At 64.0% G+C, this 16,177-nt stretch carries 15 protein-coding genes; 8 read left to right on the top strand and 7 right to left on the bottom strand.

The window, feature by feature from the left end:
• Window positions 1–10 precede the first annotated feature (10 nt).
• The 5 genes from ACHPFG_RS19840 to ACHPFG_RS19820 form a co-directional block, all read right to left on the bottom strand.
• The gene (locus tag ACHPFG_RS19840) at window positions 11–559 is read right to left on the bottom strand and encodes a PQQ-dependent catabolism-associated CXXCW motif protein (RefSeq protein ID WP_131698171.1); all 549 of its coding nucleotides are present in this window, start codon (window positions 557–559) and stop codon (window positions 11–13) included.
• 108 nt (window positions 560–667) lie between these two features.
• Complete coding sequence (locus ACHPFG_RS19835) at window positions 668–1,459, bottom strand: ABC transporter permease (protein WP_053138584.1); 792 nt, start codon at window positions 1,457–1,459, stop codon at window positions 668–670.
• A complete protein-coding gene (locus ACHPFG_RS19830; RefSeq protein WP_167655729.1) occupies window positions 1,456–2,196 on the bottom strand; it encodes an ABC transporter ATP-binding protein in 741 nt (246 codons plus the stop codon). Before ACHPFG_RS19830 ends, ACHPFG_RS19835 begins: the two co-directional genes overlap by 4 nt.
• Window positions 2,193–3,152: a YVTN family beta-propeller repeat protein gene (locus ACHPFG_RS19825; protein ID WP_131698169.1), complete on the bottom strand. Its 960-nt coding sequence runs from the start codon at window positions 3,150–3,152 to the stop codon at window positions 2,193–2,195. The genes ACHPFG_RS19830 and ACHPFG_RS19825 overlap by 4 nt, the downstream gene beginning before the upstream one ends.
• Before the next feature lie 30 nt (window positions 3,153–3,182).
• Window positions 3,183–4,355, bottom strand: coding sequence for an ABC transporter substrate-binding protein (locus ACHPFG_RS19820; protein WP_184742907.1), 1,173 nt, complete (start codon window positions 4,353–4,355; stop codon window positions 3,183–3,185).
• 186 nt (window positions 4,356–4,541) lie between these two features.
• Here ACHPFG_RS19820 and ACHPFG_RS19815 point away from each other — a divergent pair, with 186 nt between their 5' ends.
• A complete protein-coding gene (locus ACHPFG_RS19815; protein ID WP_431703501.1) occupies window positions 4,542–5,804 on the top strand; it encodes a histidine kinase in 1,263 nt (420 codons plus the stop codon).
• The gene (locus ACHPFG_RS19810; protein ID WP_339451711.1) at window positions 5,801–6,427 is read left to right on the top strand and encodes a response regulator transcription factor; all 627 of its coding nucleotides are present in this window, start codon (window positions 5,801–5,803) and stop codon (window positions 6,425–6,427) included. Before ACHPFG_RS19815 ends, ACHPFG_RS19810 begins: the two co-directional genes overlap by 4 nt.
• A 64-nt stretch (window positions 6,428–6,491) precedes the next feature.
• Here ACHPFG_RS19810 and ACHPFG_RS19805 read toward each other — a convergent pair whose 3' ends face one another.
• Both ACHPFG_RS19805 and exaA read right to left on the bottom strand, forming a co-directional pair.
• The gene (locus ACHPFG_RS19805) at window positions 6,492–7,139 is read right to left on the bottom strand and encodes a pentapeptide repeat-containing protein (protein ID WP_431700228.1); all 648 of its coding nucleotides are present in this window, start codon (window positions 7,137–7,139) and stop codon (window positions 6,492–6,494) included.
• Between the two features lie 88 nt (window positions 7,140–7,227).
• Window positions 7,228–9,120, bottom strand: coding sequence for a quinoprotein ethanol dehydrogenase (exaA, locus tag ACHPFG_RS19800; protein WP_431700227.1), 1,893 nt, complete (start codon window positions 9,118–9,120; stop codon window positions 7,228–7,230).
• A 255-nt stretch (window positions 9,121–9,375) separates the two neighbouring features.
• Here exaA and pedF point away from each other — a divergent pair, with 255 nt between their 5' ends.
• The 6 genes from pedF (at window position 9,376) to exaC (ending at window position 15,968) form a co-directional block, all read left to right on the top strand.
• A complete protein-coding gene (pedF, locus tag ACHPFG_RS19795) occupies window positions 9,376–9,837 on the top strand; it encodes a cytochrome c-550 PedF (RefSeq protein ID WP_431700226.1) in 462 nt (153 codons plus the stop codon).
• A gap of 3 nt (window positions 9,838–9,840) precedes the next feature.
• A complete protein-coding gene (locus tag ACHPFG_RS19790) occupies window positions 9,841–10,716 on the top strand; it encodes a substrate-binding periplasmic protein (RefSeq protein WP_431700225.1) in 876 nt (291 codons plus the stop codon).
• 9 nt (window positions 10,717–10,725) lie between these two features.
• Window positions 10,726–11,475 (top strand): quinoprotein dehydrogenase-associated SoxYZ-like carrier, encoded by a 750-nt coding sequence (locus ACHPFG_RS19785; RefSeq protein WP_092490238.1) that lies wholly within the window; start codon window positions 10,726–10,728, stop codon window positions 11,473–11,475.
• 16 nt (window positions 11,476–11,491) lie between these two features.
• The gene (locus ACHPFG_RS19780) at window positions 11,492–12,424 is read left to right on the top strand and encodes a quinoprotein relay system zinc metallohydrolase 1 (protein ID WP_431700224.1); all 933 of its coding nucleotides are present in this window, start codon (window positions 11,492–11,494) and stop codon (window positions 12,422–12,424) included.
• Window positions 12,425–12,550: 126 nt separating this feature from the next.
• Complete coding sequence (locus ACHPFG_RS19775; RefSeq protein ID WP_431700223.1) at window positions 12,551–14,326, top strand: PQQ-dependent methanol/ethanol family dehydrogenase; 1,776 nt, start codon at window positions 12,551–12,553, stop codon at window positions 14,324–14,326.
• Between the two features lie 121 nt (window positions 14,327–14,447).
• Window positions 14,448–15,968, top strand: coding sequence for an acetaldehyde dehydrogenase ExaC (gene exaC, locus ACHPFG_RS19770; protein ID WP_010209363.1), 1,521 nt, complete (start codon window positions 14,448–14,450; stop codon window positions 15,966–15,968).
• The last annotated feature ends 209 nt before the right edge of the window (window positions 15,969–16,177 follow it).

The following is a 16,177-nucleotide window of genomic DNA, read 5'->3' as shown; positions in this document are numbered from 1 at the left end:
TTCACCTTTCTTATTGTGATGTTTGAAATGGCTCGGGTTGGGCGACCGTCACCGGCAGCTTCGCCGCTTCCCAGGCATCCAGGCCGTCGCGATACCAGTACACAGAGGTATAGCCGAGGTTGGCGGCACGTTTTACCGCGTTCCAACTCAGCCAGCAATCGGCGCGGCAGTAGAAGACCAACGGTCGCTTGAGGTCGCCGCCGCTGTAGGTATACAAGTGGCGCACGAAATAGCTCTGCCACTCCGGCGTCAGGTCGCCGTCGCCGGTATTGGCCAGCCAGTGGCTGCCGGGCAGGTTGGCGTGGGGCTGGTCTTCGATGAAGCGCCCTTGCAGCCACTGGCGGCGGTACACGTCGATCAGCACGGGCGCGGGTGTTTGGCTGAGCAGGGTTTGCAGGGCCGCAGTGTCGACAATCGTGGCGCCTGGCAGGTGGTCGGGCGTGGGGCTGCGGTACAGGCTGATGCGGTAGCCGTCGGCGGAAAACAGTGGAGTGTCGGCCTGAACGTTAGCGACGAACAGGCACAGCAGTGCCAACAGAGGCAGTCGGGCGTACAGCATGGCAGGGCGATCCTTATCGTTATGCGCGCATTACACGTGAGTCCCGAGCCCTTGGGAATGCGACGATAGACAGGAAAACCAGTACTAAAGTAGTAGTTTTTGCCGCCTTCAGCCCTTTTTGCGCAACGCCGCATGCTGGGGATTGAACGTCAGCACCGCCAACACCGCGAACAGCACGGTCAAGCCCAGGCACACTGCCAAGGCCAGGCCGGCGAAGCGTTCGTACAGGGCAAAGCGCACCAGCTCCACGGCGTGGGTAAACGGGTTGACCGCGCACAGCCAGTACAGCCATTCGCTGGAGTCGCGCATCTTCCACAACGGGTACAGCGCCGACGACAGGAAAAACAGCGGGAAGATCACGAAGTTCATCACCCCGGCAAAGTTCTCCAACTGGCGAATCGCGTTCGACAGCAACAGGCCCAGGGCGCTCAACATCAAGGCCACCAGCAGCAACGCCGGCAGGGCGATCAACAGTCCCATGGCCGGCGGTTGCACGCCGTACACCCAGGCGATCGCCAGGAACCCATACACCTGCAACAGCGAAATCAGCGCGGTGGCCAACAGCTTGCTGCACAGCAAAAACGTGCGCGGCAACGGGCTGGTCAGCAGCACGCGCATGCTGCCCATCTCGCGGTCGTAGACCATCGACAGCGAGCCTTGCATGCCGTTGAACAGCAGGATCATGCAGGCCAGCCCCGGGATGATGTACACCTCGTAGGGGATGTAGGTGTCGTAGGGTTCGATCACCGAGATGCCCAACGCGGCGCGGAACCCGGCGGCGAACACCAGCAGCCACAGCAATGGCCGCACCAGCGCACTGAGAAACCGCGTGCGCTGCAACACAAACCGCAGCCACTCGCGCAGGACGATGCCGCGCAGGCATTGCCAGTAAGCGTTCATGCCGCAGCTCCCGTCGTGGTGGGGCGCGTCAAGCGCGCGAACACACTGCCGAGGTCGCCGCCTTGTTGCGCGATCAAGGCATCGACTTGCCCACTGGCCACCAGACGGCCCTGATGCAGGATCATCAACGCATCGTCGGCCTGTACTTCGTCGAGCAGGTGGGTGGTCCACAGCACGCTGATGCCCTGTTCGAGGCACAGGCTGCGCACGTGCTGGTTCAGCGCCAGGCGGCTAGCCGGGTCGAGGCCGACGCTGGCTTCATCCAACAGCAGCAAGCGCGGCTCATGCAGCAACGCCCGGGCGATTTCCACCCGGCGCCGATGCCCGCCGTTGAGCTCGCGAACTTTTTCGCGGCGCCGTTCGGTGAGGGCCTGGCGTGCCAGTTCGGCGGCTACGCGCAGGTCGGTCTGGCGCCGTGATAAACCGTGCAGCGCGGCGTGGTAGCGCAGGTTCTGTTCCACGCTCAAATCCAGGTCCAGGGTGCTTTGCTGGAACACCACTCCCAGTTGTGTAAGGGCCGCACGCGGAGCCTCACGCAGGGAATGACCGCCCACGCGAATGTCGCCGCTTTGCAGGTCATACAGCCGCGTGAGCAGGGCGATCAAGGTGGATTTGCCGGCGCCATTGGGCCCCAGCAGCGCCGCAAAGCGCCCCGGTGCGAGGCTGAAACTCACCTCGCACAAGGCCTGCCGTGCGCCGTAGGCGAAGCTCACGTCGCGCACCTCCAGGGCGTTCATGGCGTGACCACCACGCCCCATGGATAACGCCCTACCTTCACCGACTTGATCACCTTGAGGCTGTCCACATCGATCACCGACACATCACCGCTCACGCCGTTGGTGGCCAGCAACTGTTTCTCGTCCGGGGTAAATGCCATCTGCCACACGCGGCGGCCCACCAACAGGTAGTCGAGGACCTCGAAGGTCTTGGCGTCGATCACGGCCACATGGTTGGCCGGGCCGAGGGCGACAAAGCCGTACTTGCCGTCGGCGCTGAGCTTGATGCCGACCGGCTGGACTTTGTCCGGGTGCACGCCCTTGATCTTGAAGGTCAGGGTCTTGAGGATTGCGCGGCTGGCCACGTCGAGGATGGTCACGGTGCCGCCGATTTCCGCCGAGGCCCACAGCTGCGAGCCATCGTGGTTGAACTCGACGAAGCGCGGGCGCTGGTCCACCAGGGTGCTGTCGGCCAGGGTCTGGGTGCTGGTGTCGATCCAGTGCAGCATGTTGGTGGTTTCGCTGGTGTTTACCGCCCACTTGCCATCCGGGCTCACGGCCATGCCTTCGGGTTCGACGCCGACGTTGATCTGGCCGAGCACCTTGGCGGTCTCGGTGTCGATCACGGTGACCAGCGCGTCGTCTTCGTTGGACACGTACAGCCAGCGGTTATTGGGGTGCAGGGCGAACTGCTCGGGGTCTTTGCCGGAGGGCAGTTCCTTGATGATCTTGCGCGTGGCCACGTCCATCACCTGCACGCGGTCCGAGTCGCTGGCGCAGATGTACAGCAGCTTATTGTCATGGGACAGCAGCAAGCCTCGCGGACGCTGACCGACCTTGAGGGTGTCGGTGACTTGCAGGGTCTGCATGTCGATCAGGCTCAGGCTGTTGTCTTTCTCGTTGGAGACCCAGGCGGTACTGGCCATGGCGTGCCCGGCGGCAAGCAGCAGGGCGCATGAGAGCAGGGTGCGGCGCATGGCGGATTCCTTATTATTGTGGGTAGGTGATCAAGGGAAGCGGCAGGTCACCTCGGGTTTGTCATAGCCCAGGCTGTCCATTTCGTTGGTGGGGTGCAGGAAACCGTCCTGGGGCGAGGTGCTGACCAGCGCGCGGGGCTGCACGATGGGAATCGGTTGGCGCAATTGGCCGTTCCAGGGGCGGTAGCTGAGCTTGCGGCCCTTGAAACCATCCAGGGGCAGTTGCTCGCTGATTTCCAGTTGACGGATCGCCATGGGCTCGACCTGACGCAACTTGCTCACTGCACTGGCGATGCTGCGCACGGCCATCCAGGCGGCGAAGTCGCGGTCGTTCATCCAGCGCCCGGCCAGGGCCTCGAAGCGTTTCTGCAATTGGGCGGCGCCGTAGGTCTCGACGGTTTTGTGCCAGCCGGTGGGCGTCAGACCCTGGGTGCCGGCGACGGGGCGCGGGTACCAGGTCTGGTAGGGCACGTACTCGCCGAAGTCGCCGCGCTCGTCGGCCACCAGCACCACGTCGTATTCGGCGGTTTGGGTGAACAGCGGCATATCCGCCTGGGCGCTGCGGCGTTGGTCGTTGTCGAAACGCCAGGCCTTTTCCGCCACCAGCTGCACGCCGAAGCGTTTGGCGGCGCGACGCAGGGCGGCGGCGTAGGCCTGGTCATCCTCGGTGGGGCCGACGATCAACAGCGCTTTCTGCCATTTGCGCACTACCAGGAACTGCGCCAGCGCATCGGCAAGCATCGCGCGGCTGGGCAGGGTATGCAGCACGTTGCCCAGGCAGTCGGTGCTGCGCAGGCTGTCATCCGGGCTGCCGGCATTGAACAGCAGGCTGTCGGGCAACGCCGCGCTGAGTTGGCGCAGGCTGGCGGCGGGCGCGTTGACCACGAACAGGCGCAGGCCCTGGGCATGCTGGGCTTGGGCGGCGGCGAGCAGGGCGTCTGGGGTGTCTACCGTGGCGGTCGTCAGGCTGTAGCGCTGGTTGAGAAAGGCGCCGGTGCTGTTGCTGTCGATGATCGCCAGTTCAGCGCCGCGCTGCCCGGCATCGGCGGGCTCGGGAATTACATTCGACAGCAGCGGCCCCGGATCGGGCCGATAACCCAGGTAGCCGATCTGCACCTGCAAGGGCGCTTCAGCGGCCTGGCCGGTGGCGGCCCAGGCGATTGCCAGCAGGCAGATCACGGCGTAGGGGGCGAGCTGGCGCATAAGGCACTCCATGACAGGTAGCGCCAGCATAGGAACCCTGAACGTCGCTGCAAATATGCAGAAAGTAGCGCTGGGGCAGTACCAAGGTAGTAGCCACGCGCAGCGGGTGCGGTTTTAGCATGGGTCCCTAACGGTCTTATTCACAGGAGTGACACGAGCATGCGCGTCTTCACCGCCCGGCCCGGCCTGTCGGCCCTGTGGCGCATCAACCTGTGGGTGTGCGGCTTCTTCGCCCTGGTGACCTGCGCCTGCACCGCGCTGTTGCTGCACCAGGCCCTGGCCGATGTGGAGCGCGAGCTGCAATCGGCCGAAGCGGTGGTGCACTACCTGAGCGAAACCGCCGAGCGCGACCCGGCCAGCCTGCAACCCCACCTCACCGCGAGTTTGCGCCATGTACGTGTGCACTGGCTGGCGAGCGGCGACACCGCGCAAGCGCCGGCCCCGGACGGACTGGACGTCTGGCTCGGGCGCCTGCTGTTTGCCGAGGCGCGACGCAGTGCCCAAGTGCTGGACTTGCCGGACGGTCGGCGTGTGTCCATCGCCGTTGACCCACGGGATGAAATCGACGAGGTCTGGGACTCCCTGCAACAACTGCTGGGCCTGTGCGCCCTGGCCTTGGTGCTGAGCCTGTTGACCATTCGCTGGGCAGTGCGCCGTGGCATGGGCGTGCTGGATGAATTGCTGCGCGCGCTGCAACAGGTGTGCGCCGGCCAGCTTAACGTGCGCCTGCGCAGTGAAGGCGCGCCGGAAGCACGGCAATTGGCGCTGCACTTCAACCGCATGACCGACGCCCTGGAGCAGGCGCGCATCGATAACACCCGGCTCACCCAGACCCTGCTGGCAGTGCAGGAGCAGGAGCGCACCCACCTGGCCCAGACCCTGCACGATGACCTCGGCCAATACCTGGCCGGCATTCGCGCCCAGGCCTGCCTGTTGCGGCTGATTACCGACCAGCCGCATCTGCTGGCGTCCACGGTGGCGCAATTGGAGGATCACTGCGAGCACTTGCAGCAAGGCTTCAGGGCGCTGGTCCACGACCTCTATCCGGTGGCCCTGCAACACCTGCCGATGGCCGAGGCTTTTTCGATGCTGGTCACGCAGTGGCAGGCCAGCCACGGCATTCCCTGCCACCTGCAAGTCAGTACGGACCTGCCGCTGTTGCCCGGCGCCAGCAAGACCCATCTGTACCGCCTGCTCCAGGAAGCCCTGACCAACATCCTGCGGCATGCCGACGCCAGCCAGGTGCACGTGCGCCTGCAACATCGCGGTTCGCGCCTGCGCCTGTGGGTGCGTGATAACGGTCGCGGTGCAGAAACGCCCCAGCGGCCGGGTGTGGGCCTGTATTCGATGGCCGAACGCGCCCGCTGCCTGGGTGGCGAATTGAAGATCATCAGCCAGCCCGGCGCCGGCTGGGCGTTGGCGTTGAACATGCCGTTGGAGGCTTCATGAATATTCTGTTGGTGGATGACCACGCCGTGGTGCGCCAGGGCTATGCCAGCCTGCTGCGCGCGCTGCTGCCGGCCGTTGAGGTGCGCGAGGCGGCCAGTGGTGAAGAAGCGTTGAGCCGGGTCCAGGAAGCGCTGCCGCACCTGGTGATCATGGACTTCGGCCTGCCGGGCATCAGCGGCCTGGAAACCACCCGGCGTCTGCGCCAGCGCCTGCCGCACCTGCGTGTGCTGTTTTTCAGCATGCACGACGAGCTGCCCCTGGTGCGCCAGGCCCTGGACGCCGGGGCCTCTGGCTACCTGACCAAAACCTCGGCACCCGAGGTGTTGATCGAAGCGGTGCGGCGCATCCTCGACGGCCACGCCTACATCGAACAGGCCCTGGCCACCGAACTGGCCTATACCCCCAGTGATCAACGCTTGCAGGGCATGACCCCGCGTGAACTGGAGATTTTCCTGATGCTGGCCAGGGGCACGCCCACCCGAACGATTGCCGACCAGCTGAATATCAGCAGCAAGACCGTGTCCAATCACCTGACCTTGCTCAAGAGCAAATTGCAGGTGAGTTCCCATGCCGAGCTGGTGCACTTGGGGATCGATATGGGCGTGGTGCGGGTGGTTGGATAACCGGGTGTGCACAAAACCCACTGTGGGAGGGGGCAAGCCCCTCCCACATTTCAATGGCGTCGTTTCAGCGATCCCAGGTCGTTGGGCAATCCTGGCAGCCCTCCATATTCGCATCCTGGAAATTCGCATAGTGCTGGCGACTGCCGGTGAGGGTGGCCTGTTCCAGGTTGCTCTCGCCGAACTTGGCTTCCTGCAGGTTGGCATCGCTGAGGTCCGCACCTTGCAGGTCGGCCTTGCTCAGCCAGGTCATCTCCAGGTCGGCCGCACGCAGGTTGGCCTTATGCATTTTTGCCCCGGACAGCCGTGCAAATTGCAGGTAGGCCGCACTGAGGTTGGCGTTTTCGAACTGCGCACCCTGGGCGAACAGGCCCCAACCCTGGATCGCCATCAGCGTGGCGCCGCTGAAGTTGGCCAGGCGCAGGTTGGCCTGTTGCAGGCTGGCGCGGGTCAGGTTGGCGCCTTGCAGCTGGGCTTTTTCCAGGTTGGCGAGGTCGAGGTTGGCATGGCGCAGATCCGCCTCGCGCAGGTCGGCGCCGGCCAGGTTCATCTTGCTCAAGTCCTGGTTGCGCAGGTTGGCGCCCTTGAGATTGGCGCCGGGGCATTGGCTGTGTTCGGCGATGGTGCAGCCGTTGATGATCAGCGGGGTGTCGTCGCCGTCGTCGGCGTGCGCCAGGGGCAGGGAGAGCAGGAGTAACAAGGGCAGATAGTTCATCGTGTAACCTCTGGGGATCCTGTGGTGAGCGGGCTCACCACAAGGGAACCCGCTTGCTACAAAAGGCGGCCCGGCATTCTCGCAGGGGTTATTTTTGCGCGGTCTTCTGATCCCAACTCGGGATCTTGAACACCCAGAACGACCCGCCTTGCGCCACCGGCTTGGTCAGCTCGGCCATGTCGCCGCCCCACAACGGCACCGCGCCGCCATAGCCGACGGTCACGCCGACATACTGCTCGCCATCCTGCTCCCAGGTGATCGGCGGCGAGACGATGCCGCTGCCGGTCTGGAACTTCCACAGCTCCTTGCCGGTTTTCGCGTCGAAGGCCTTGAAGAAACCGTCGCCTGTACCGGTAAACACCAGGTTGCCCTTGGTGGCCAACACGCCGGCCCACAGTGGCAGGGTTTCCTTGTGCTCCCACACCACTTTGCCGGTGGTTGGGTTCATCGCGCGCAGGGTGCCGACGTGGTCGTCATACATGCGCTTGATACGAAAGCCCATGCCCAGGTACGCCGAGCCCTTCTTGTAGTTGACCTCTTCGGTCCAGTATTCCTCTTTCCACTGGTTGCCCGGGATGTAGAACAGGCCGGTGTCCTGGCTGTAGGCCATGGGGTTCCAGTTCTTGCCACCCAGGAACGGCGGCGAGACTTCCACCGGTTTGCCTTTGGTTTCACCCGGCAATGGCTTGGCCGGGCGCTGGCCTTCGTTCTCCACCGGACGCCCGGTCTTCAGATCGATATGGCTGGCCCAGGTGATGTTGTCGACGAAGGGGAAGGCGTTCTGCAGCTTGCCGTTGTTGCGGTCCACCACGTAGAAGAAACCGTTGCGGTCGGCGTGACCGGTGGCCTTGACCACCTTGCCGTCCTTGTCCTTGTAGTCGAACAGCACCAGCTCGTTGTTGCCGGAGAAGTCCCAGGCGTCGTTCGGGGTGTGCTGGTAGAACCACTTCACTTCGCCGGTGCTCGGATCGACGCCGACCTGGCCCGAGGTGTAGAGGCTGTCGAAGTCGTGGGGGTTGCCGTCCTTGGCGGTGCGCGCCCAGGTGTTCCACGGGCCGGGGTTGCCGGCGCCGACGATGATCGTGTTGGTCTCGGCATCGAAGCTTGCGCTCTGCCAAGGGGCGCCACCGCCGTGGCTCCAGGCCTCGACCTTGCCGGTTTCGGTGGTGGGGTCATCCGGCCACGAGGGGGCCTTGACGTCGCCGGTGGGGGTGCTGTCCTTGCCGTTGAGGCGGCCCATATGACCTTCCACGAACGGGCGCATCCACACTTCTTCACCGGTGTCGGGGTCGCGGGCAAACAGCTGGCCGACCACGCCGAATTCATCGCCGGAGCTGCCGTGGATCAGCAGCACCTTGCCGCTGACCTTGTCTTTGATCAGCACCGGGGCGCCGGTCATGGTGTAGCCGGCGGCGTGGTCGCCGAACTTCTTGTTCCACACCACTTTGCCGGTGTTTTTGTCGAGGGCGATCAGGCGCGCGTCGAGGGTGCCGAAGTAGATCTTGTCGCCGAAGATCGCCGCACCACGGTTGACCACGTCACAGCACGGGCGAATGTTGTCGGGAAGGCGGTGGTTGTAGGTCCACAGGCGCTTGCCGGTCTTGGCGTCGAGGGCGAACACGCGGGAATAGGAGCCGGTGACGTAGACCACGCCGTCGCTGACGATGGCCTGGGATTCCTGGCCGCGTTGCTTCTCATCGCCGAACGAGTAGGACCAGGCCGGGGTGAGCTTGAACACGTTCTTGTCGTTGACCTGGGCCAGCGGGCTCCAGCGCTGGGCGTTGGTGCCCATGCCGTATTGCAGCACGTCCTGGGTGGTCAGGTGGTCGTTGGCGATGTCTTCCCAGGTGACATTGCGCGTCGGTTTGGCGGGGTCGGCGGCCGCGAACGTTACGGCACTGAGGGACAGGCTGCCCACCAGCACAAAGGCTTGCACGGCAAGGCTTAAAGGTGAGCGGGCGGGTAGCGATCTTATTGTCATGGTTGCAGTTCCCAGTGGAGGTTTTGGCCTGCACAGGGTGGAACGCCGGGGCGCCGGGCGGATACGGAAAAAGTCCCGCTGTGGCCGGGAAGACTTCCCGAGGCGCCGCTGTTTTAGGCGTGCCCCACAAGCCCTACTACCAAGGGAGGATAAGCCGGCCACCAAAGCAGCATACGGCCCATGCCCCGGGGTTTCTAAGATGGTTGCCATAGCCTCTGCAATGAGGTTTTGCGTGCAATCCTGAGGGCAAAAATAATGACAACAAAACACAATGCCTTGCTCGTCGCCGGGCTGTTGGCCGGTGTGATCGCCGGGGGCTCCGCCTGGGCCCATGGCAACGTGGTCCCGCAAGCGGTGGAAACCAAGGGCCTGACCTCGATCAAGGACGCCGGCGTGCCGGTCAACGAAGACGGCTGGGCGGCGGTCAATCCGTACCGCACCTCGGCAGAACACGACCGGGCCGTGGAAATCGGTTCGTCCGCCTATAACCAGAACTGCGCCGCCTGCCACGGCCTGGAAGCCAAGTCCGGCGGTATCGCCCCCGACCTGCGCATGCTCGATGTGGGCGAAGCCGGTGATGAGTGGTTCGTCGAGCGCGTGCGCCATGGCGCGGTGCGTGACGGCCGCGTGTACATGCCGAAAATGGCCGACTACCTGAGCCAGGAAGCCTTGTGGGCCGTGCGCACCTACCTGGACACCGTGCACGTCGAGGAGTAAGCCATGCGCCTGTTCGCTTATGTGCTTGGCCTGGCCCTGCTGTGTTGCCAGCCGGCACAGGCGCAGGTGCGCAGCTATGACCAGATGATCGCTGACGGCGAAATCAAGGTGGCGGTGTACAAGGACTTCGCCCCCTACAGTTTCGAAGACGGCGCCACCGCGCGCGGGGTCGACGTGGAACTGGCCCAGGCCCTGGCCACGGCGCTGGGGGTACGGCTCAAGTTGATCTGGGCGCCGGCCGGCGAGAAGCTCGACGACGACCTGCGCGACTACATCTGGCGTGGCAGCCAGTTGCACAACCAGCAACTGGCCGACCTGATGATGCGCGCGCCCTACGATCACGATTACGCACAGAAGCGCAACGACCAGGGCGAACTGGAAAACGGCCATGTGGTGATGTTCGGGCCGTACCAGAACGAACAATGGCAGGTGGCTTACGACCGTCGGCGCCTGGACAGGGTTGCCAGCGTGGCGGTGTTCGAGCGGCACCCGATTGGCGTTGAAGTCGACAGCGTGCCGTCGTTCTACCTCACCTCGGTGTTCAACGGCATGCTCGCCGCCAAGACCCATCACTACCCAGACGTCCCCCAGGCCTTTGCGGCGATGAAAGCCGGTGAGGTCGATGCGGTGATGGCGATGCGCGGCGAAGTCGATTGGCAGGTGCATGAAGCCCACGACCCGCAACTGGCCCTCGCCGAAAACGCCTACCCGAACATGGGCAAGCAGCGCTGGGAGATCGGCATGGCGGTGCACGAGAGCAATCGCCAGTTGGCCTACGCGGTGGAAGAGGCGCTGGAAGGCCTGATCCGCGAGGGTGCGGTGCAAGCCATCTATGCCCGTTACGGCCTGCAGTACGAAGTCCCCGAGATGTATCAATAGGAGCAGGCGATGAACTGGCGACTGAGCTGCATCTTGGCGTGCTGGCTGCCGCTGGCGGCTCACGCCGTGGAGGTCGACCCGGTGCCGTCGGTGATGTGGGCGTTCTATCACAAGCAGTTCCTGGCCGAGGCGCCGTTCGTGTTCGACGACCGAGTCAAGCTGCTCGCGCCGCCGTTCGCCGAAGATGCGCGCCAGGTGCCGCTGGAAATCGACGCCCGGGCCTTCAACGGCCATGTGGTGAAAATCCTCGCCTGGGCCGAGCTCAACCCATTGCCGAAAATCGTCGACTTCCAACCCAAGGCCGGCGTGCTGCCGTGGCTGTCGCTGCGGATTCGTATCGAGCAGGCCACGCCGTTGCGGGCGGCGGTGCTCACCGATGACGGGCTGTGGCATGTGGGCTCGACCTTGATAGACGCGGCCGGTGGCGGCTGCACCGCACCCAGCGTGGTACGCACCCAGCCGGGCTGGGAAGAGCACATCGGCGAAGTGCTCGGCGGCCGTTACCCGCGTGGCGAGTTCAGCCGCGTACGTGTGCAGGTGGCGCACCCGATGGACAATGGCATGGTCAGCGGCATCCCCGAGTTTTTTATCAACCATGCGCAACTGCGCGGCCAGGACGGCCAGGTGCTGGCTGATCTTGAGTTGTTCCCGGCGGTCAGCGAGAACCCCAACCTGGCCTTCGACATCGACGCGCCGGGGCCCACCCGCCTGGTGCTGCGCGACAACAGCGGCAATGAGTTCGACGCGGCCATCCCCTGACCAGAAGGAGCGCGGCATGCGCTGGATTCTATTGTTATGCCTGGGCCTGAGCCTGCCCGCCCTGGCGGACCTCGACTACGCCCTCAAGCCCCGGTTGATCGCCGATGACACCTGGCTGCTTGAAGGCAGCACCGACAATTTTGCCAAGGCCAATGGCGGCAATATCGTCAATACCGCCTTCATTGTCACCGAGGCTGGCGTGGTGGTGATCGACACCGGGCCGTCGCGGCGCTACGGCGAAGCCATGCGCGAGGCCATCGCCCGCGTCACCCCCAAACCGGTGATCCAGGTGCTGATTACCCACCATCACCCCGACCATGCGCTGGGCAATCAGGCCTTCAAGGACGTGCCCATCGGTGCCCTGGCCGAGACCACGCGGCTGCTGCATGAGCAGGGCGACGGCATGGCGGAGAACCTCTACCGCATGGTCGGCGACTGGATGCGCGGTACCGAGGTGGTGTTGCCCACCCAGGTGCTGGAACCCGGTGTGCTGAGCGTCGGCCGCCACGACTTGCGCCTGCTCGCGCTCACCGGTCACACCGGTGCCGACCTGGCGATCTTCGACCAGAACACCGGCGTGCTGTTCGCCGGCGACCTGGTGTTTTACCAACGCGCGCTCACCACCCCCAACAGCCCAGGGCTGGCGGTGTGGCTGGCTGACCTCGGCACCCTGCAAGCCTTGCCCTGGACCCTGATCGTGCCCGGCCATGGCCCGGTGGCCAGCGACGCGCAACCCTTCACGCAGATGCGCGACTACCTGACCTGGCTCGATCAACTTTTGCGTGACGGCGCGGCCCACGGCAGCGACATGGCCGAGATGATCCGCAGCCCCATCCCCGAACGCTTCGCCGCGATCAGCCTGAGCCGCTATGAACTGATCCGCAGCGTCAGTCACCTGTACCCGCGATACGAGCACGAACAGATGCAACGCGTGGATTCGGCGCGCTGACCCGCTACTAAGGAACTAGCAAACTCGATACTGCGGTCAATTGTGACAACTGCCCCTGCGCCCAAGAATCTGCACCAGACCGGGAAAATTTCCCGGGTATAACAAAAAACCGCAGAGGTAGCCGTCATGACCCAACCCGCACGCCGCCAACCCTTCGCCTTGAGTGTGTTGCTCGGTGCCATCCTGTTGTCTGGCCAGGCCATGGCCTCGGTCACCGATGAGGACATCCTCCAGGACCCGAAAACCCCCGGGCAGATCGTCACCAACGGCCTGGGCGTGCAGGGCCAGCGCTACAGCCCCCTCGACACCCTGAACGTCGACAACGTCAAGGAACTACGCCCGGTCTGGGCGTTTTCCTTTGGTGGCGAGAAGCAGCGTGGGCAACAGGCGCAGCCGATGATCAAGGACGGGGTGATGTACCTCACCGGTTCCTACTCGCGGGTGTTCGCGGTGGATGCACGCACCGGCAAGAAGCTCTGGCAGTACGATGCGCGTCTGCCCGATGACATCCGCCCGTGCTGTGACGTGATCAACCGTGGCGTGGCGCTGTACGGCGACCTGGTGTTCTTCGGCACCCTCGACGCCAAGCTGGTGGCGCTGAACAAAGACACCGGCAAAGTGGTGTGGAGCAAGAAAGTCGCCGACCACAAAGAAGGCTACTCCATCAGCGCCGCGCCCCTGGTGATCAACGGCAAGCTGATTACCGGTGTGGCCGGTGGCGAGTTCGGCGTGGTGGGCAAGATCGAAGCCTATGACCCGAAAAACGGTGAACTGCTATGGAGTCGCCCGACGGTCGAAGGCCATATGGGCTACGTCTACAAGGACGGCAAGGCGGTGGAGAACGGCATCTCCGGTGGCGAGGCGGGCAAGACCTGGCCCGGGGACTTGTGGAAAACCGGCGGCGCCGCACCGTGGCTGGGCGGCTACTACGACCCGGAAACCAACCTGCTGCTGTTCGGCACCGGCAACCCGGCGCCGTGGAACTCGCACCTGCGCCCTGGCGACAACCTCTACTCGTCCTCGCGCCTGGCGCTGAACCCGGACGACGGCACCATCAAGTGGCACTTCCAGACCACGCCCCATGACGGCTGGGACTATGACGGCGTGAACGAGCTGGTCTCCTTCAACTACACGGAAGGTGGCAAAGAGATCAAGGCCGCCGCCACAGCCGACCGTAACGGCTTCTTCTACGTGCTTGATCGCACCAACGGCAAGTTCATCCGTGGTTTCCCGTTTGTCGACAAGATCACCTGGGCCACCGGCCTGGACAAGGACGGTCGGCCGATCTACAACGACGCCAGCCGCCCTGGCGCCCCGGGCAGCGAAGCCAAGGGCACCTCGGTGTTCGTCGCACCGGCGTTCCTGGGCGCGAAAAACTGGATGCCGATGGCCTATAACCGCGACACCGGGTTGTTCTACGTGCCGTCCAACGAGTGGGGCATGGACATGTGGAACGAAGGCATCGCCTACAAAAAAGGCGCGGCGTTCCTCGGTGCGGGCTTCACTATCAAGCCATTGAACGAAGACTACATAGGCGTGCTGCGCGCCATCGATCCGAAGACCGGCAAGGAAGTCTGGCGCCACAAGAACTTCGCGCCGCTGTGGGGCGGGGTGCTGACCACCAAGGGCAACCTGGTGTTCACCGGCACGCCGGAAGGCTTCCTGCAGGCGTTCAACGCCAAGACCGGCGAGAAGGTCTGGGAATTCCAGACCGGCTCCGGCGTGCTCGGCTCGCCTGTGACCTGGGAAATGGACGGCGAACAGTACGTCTCGGTGCTCTCCGGCTGGGGCGGCGCCGTGCCGTTGTGGGGCGGTGAAGTGGCCAAGCGCATCAAGGACTTCAACCAGGGCGGGATGCTCTGGACCTTCAAGCTGCCCAAAGAGCTGGTCGCCAAACACTGAATCTACGACCAAATGACAAGTGCCCCCCTGCCAACGGCGCATTCGCCCGGCAACGGGGGCTCTTTACTATCGGGTCATCGCCTGTTGACCGACAGGCCCGGACCCAGACAGAGGCTTTAACATGATCTACGCACAACCTGGCACCCCTGGCGCCATCGTCAGCTTCAAGCAGCGCTACGGTAATTACATCGGCGGTGAATTCGTCGCCCCGCTCAGCGGTGAGTACTTCACCAACACTTCACCGGTGACCGGTGAAGTGATCGCCGAATTCCCGCGCTCCAACGCCGCCGATATCGACAAGGCCCTCGACGCTGCCCATGCTGCCGCTGACGCCTGGGGCAAGACGTCGCCTCAGGATCGCTCCCTGGTGCTGCTGAAAATCGCCGACCGTATCGAGCAGCACCTCGAAGTGCTGGCCGTGACCGAAAGCTGGGACAACGGCAAGGCCGTGCGCGAAACCCTCAACGCCGACGTGCCCCTGGCCGCTGACCACTTCCGCTACTTCGCCGGCTGCATCCGCGCTCAGGAAGGCGGCGCCGCCGAGATCAACGAACACACCGCGGCCTATCACTTCCATGAGCCATTGGGCGTGGTCGGGCAGATCATTCCGTGGAACTTCCCGCTGCTGATGGCCGCCTGGAAACTCGCCCCGGCCCTGGCCGCCGGTAACTGCATCGTGCTCAAGCCGGCCGAGCAGACGCCGTTGTCGATCATGGTGTTTGCCGAGTTGATCAATGACCTGCTGCCACCGGGCGTGCTGAATATCGTCCAGGGCTTTGGCCGCGAAGCCGGGGAGGCACTGGCCACCAGCAAGCGCATCGCCAAGATCGCCTTTACCGGCTCGACCCCCATCGGCGCGCACATCATGCATGCGGCCGCCGAGAACCTCATTCCCTCTACCGTGGAACTGGGCGGCAAGTCGCCGAACATCTTCTTCGAAGACATCATGCAGGCCGAGCCGCAGTTCATCGAAAAAGCCGCCGAAGGCCTGGTGCTGGCGTTCTTCAACCAAGGCGAAGTGTGCACCTGCCCGTCGCGGGCGCTGGTGCAGGAGTCGATCTACGACGACTTCATGAAAGTGGTGATGAAGAAGATCGTCAAGATCAAGCGCGGCAACCCGTTGGACACCGAGACCATGGTCGGCGCCCAGGCGTCCGAACAGCAATACGACAAGATCCTCTCCTACCTCAAGATCGCCCAGGAAGAGGGCGCCGAGCTGCTCACCGGCGGCGCGGCCGAGCGCCTGGAGGGCGACCTGTCCAGCGGTTACTACATCCAGCCGACCCTGCTCAAGGGCCACAACAAGATGCGCGTGTTCCAGGAAGAAATCTTCGGCCCGGTGGTGGGTATCACCACCTTCAAGGACGAAGCCGAAGCCCTGGCGATTGCCAACGACAGCGAATTCGGCCTCGGCGCCGGGCTGTGGACCCGCGACATCAACCGCGCCTACCGCATGGGCCGGGCGATCAAGGCCGGTCGCGTGTGGACCAACTGTTATCACCTGTACCCGGCGCATGCGGCGTTTGGCGGCTACAAGAAGTCGGGCGTGGGGCGTGAGAACCACAAGATGATGCTCGATCACTACCAGCAGACCAAGAATTTGCTGGTGAGCTACGACATCAATCCGTTGGGTTTCTTCTGATTCCAACTTGAAATGCAATCAAGTGTGGGAGGGGCGGTGCGACGATTCGACTTGCTCCCGATGGCGGTGGGTCAGTCAACAGTGATGTGGCTGACACATTGCCATCGGGAGCAAGCCCCCTCCCACATTTTGCTCCCTGTACATTCGCGACTAATGCAGTGCACTCACTCCTTCGAAAGTAGCATTCGCACCCCCATCCCCCCATGCAT

Origin of the sequence: Pseudomonas sp. BR20 (assembly GCF_050780135.1) — a bacterium.
Taxonomy (GTDB): domain Bacteria; phylum Pseudomonadota; class Gammaproteobacteria; order Pseudomonadales; family Pseudomonadaceae; genus Aquipseudomonas.
The sequence above is the reverse complement of the archived record's forward strand: the minus strand, read 5'-3'. Positions and strand labels throughout refer to the sequence as shown.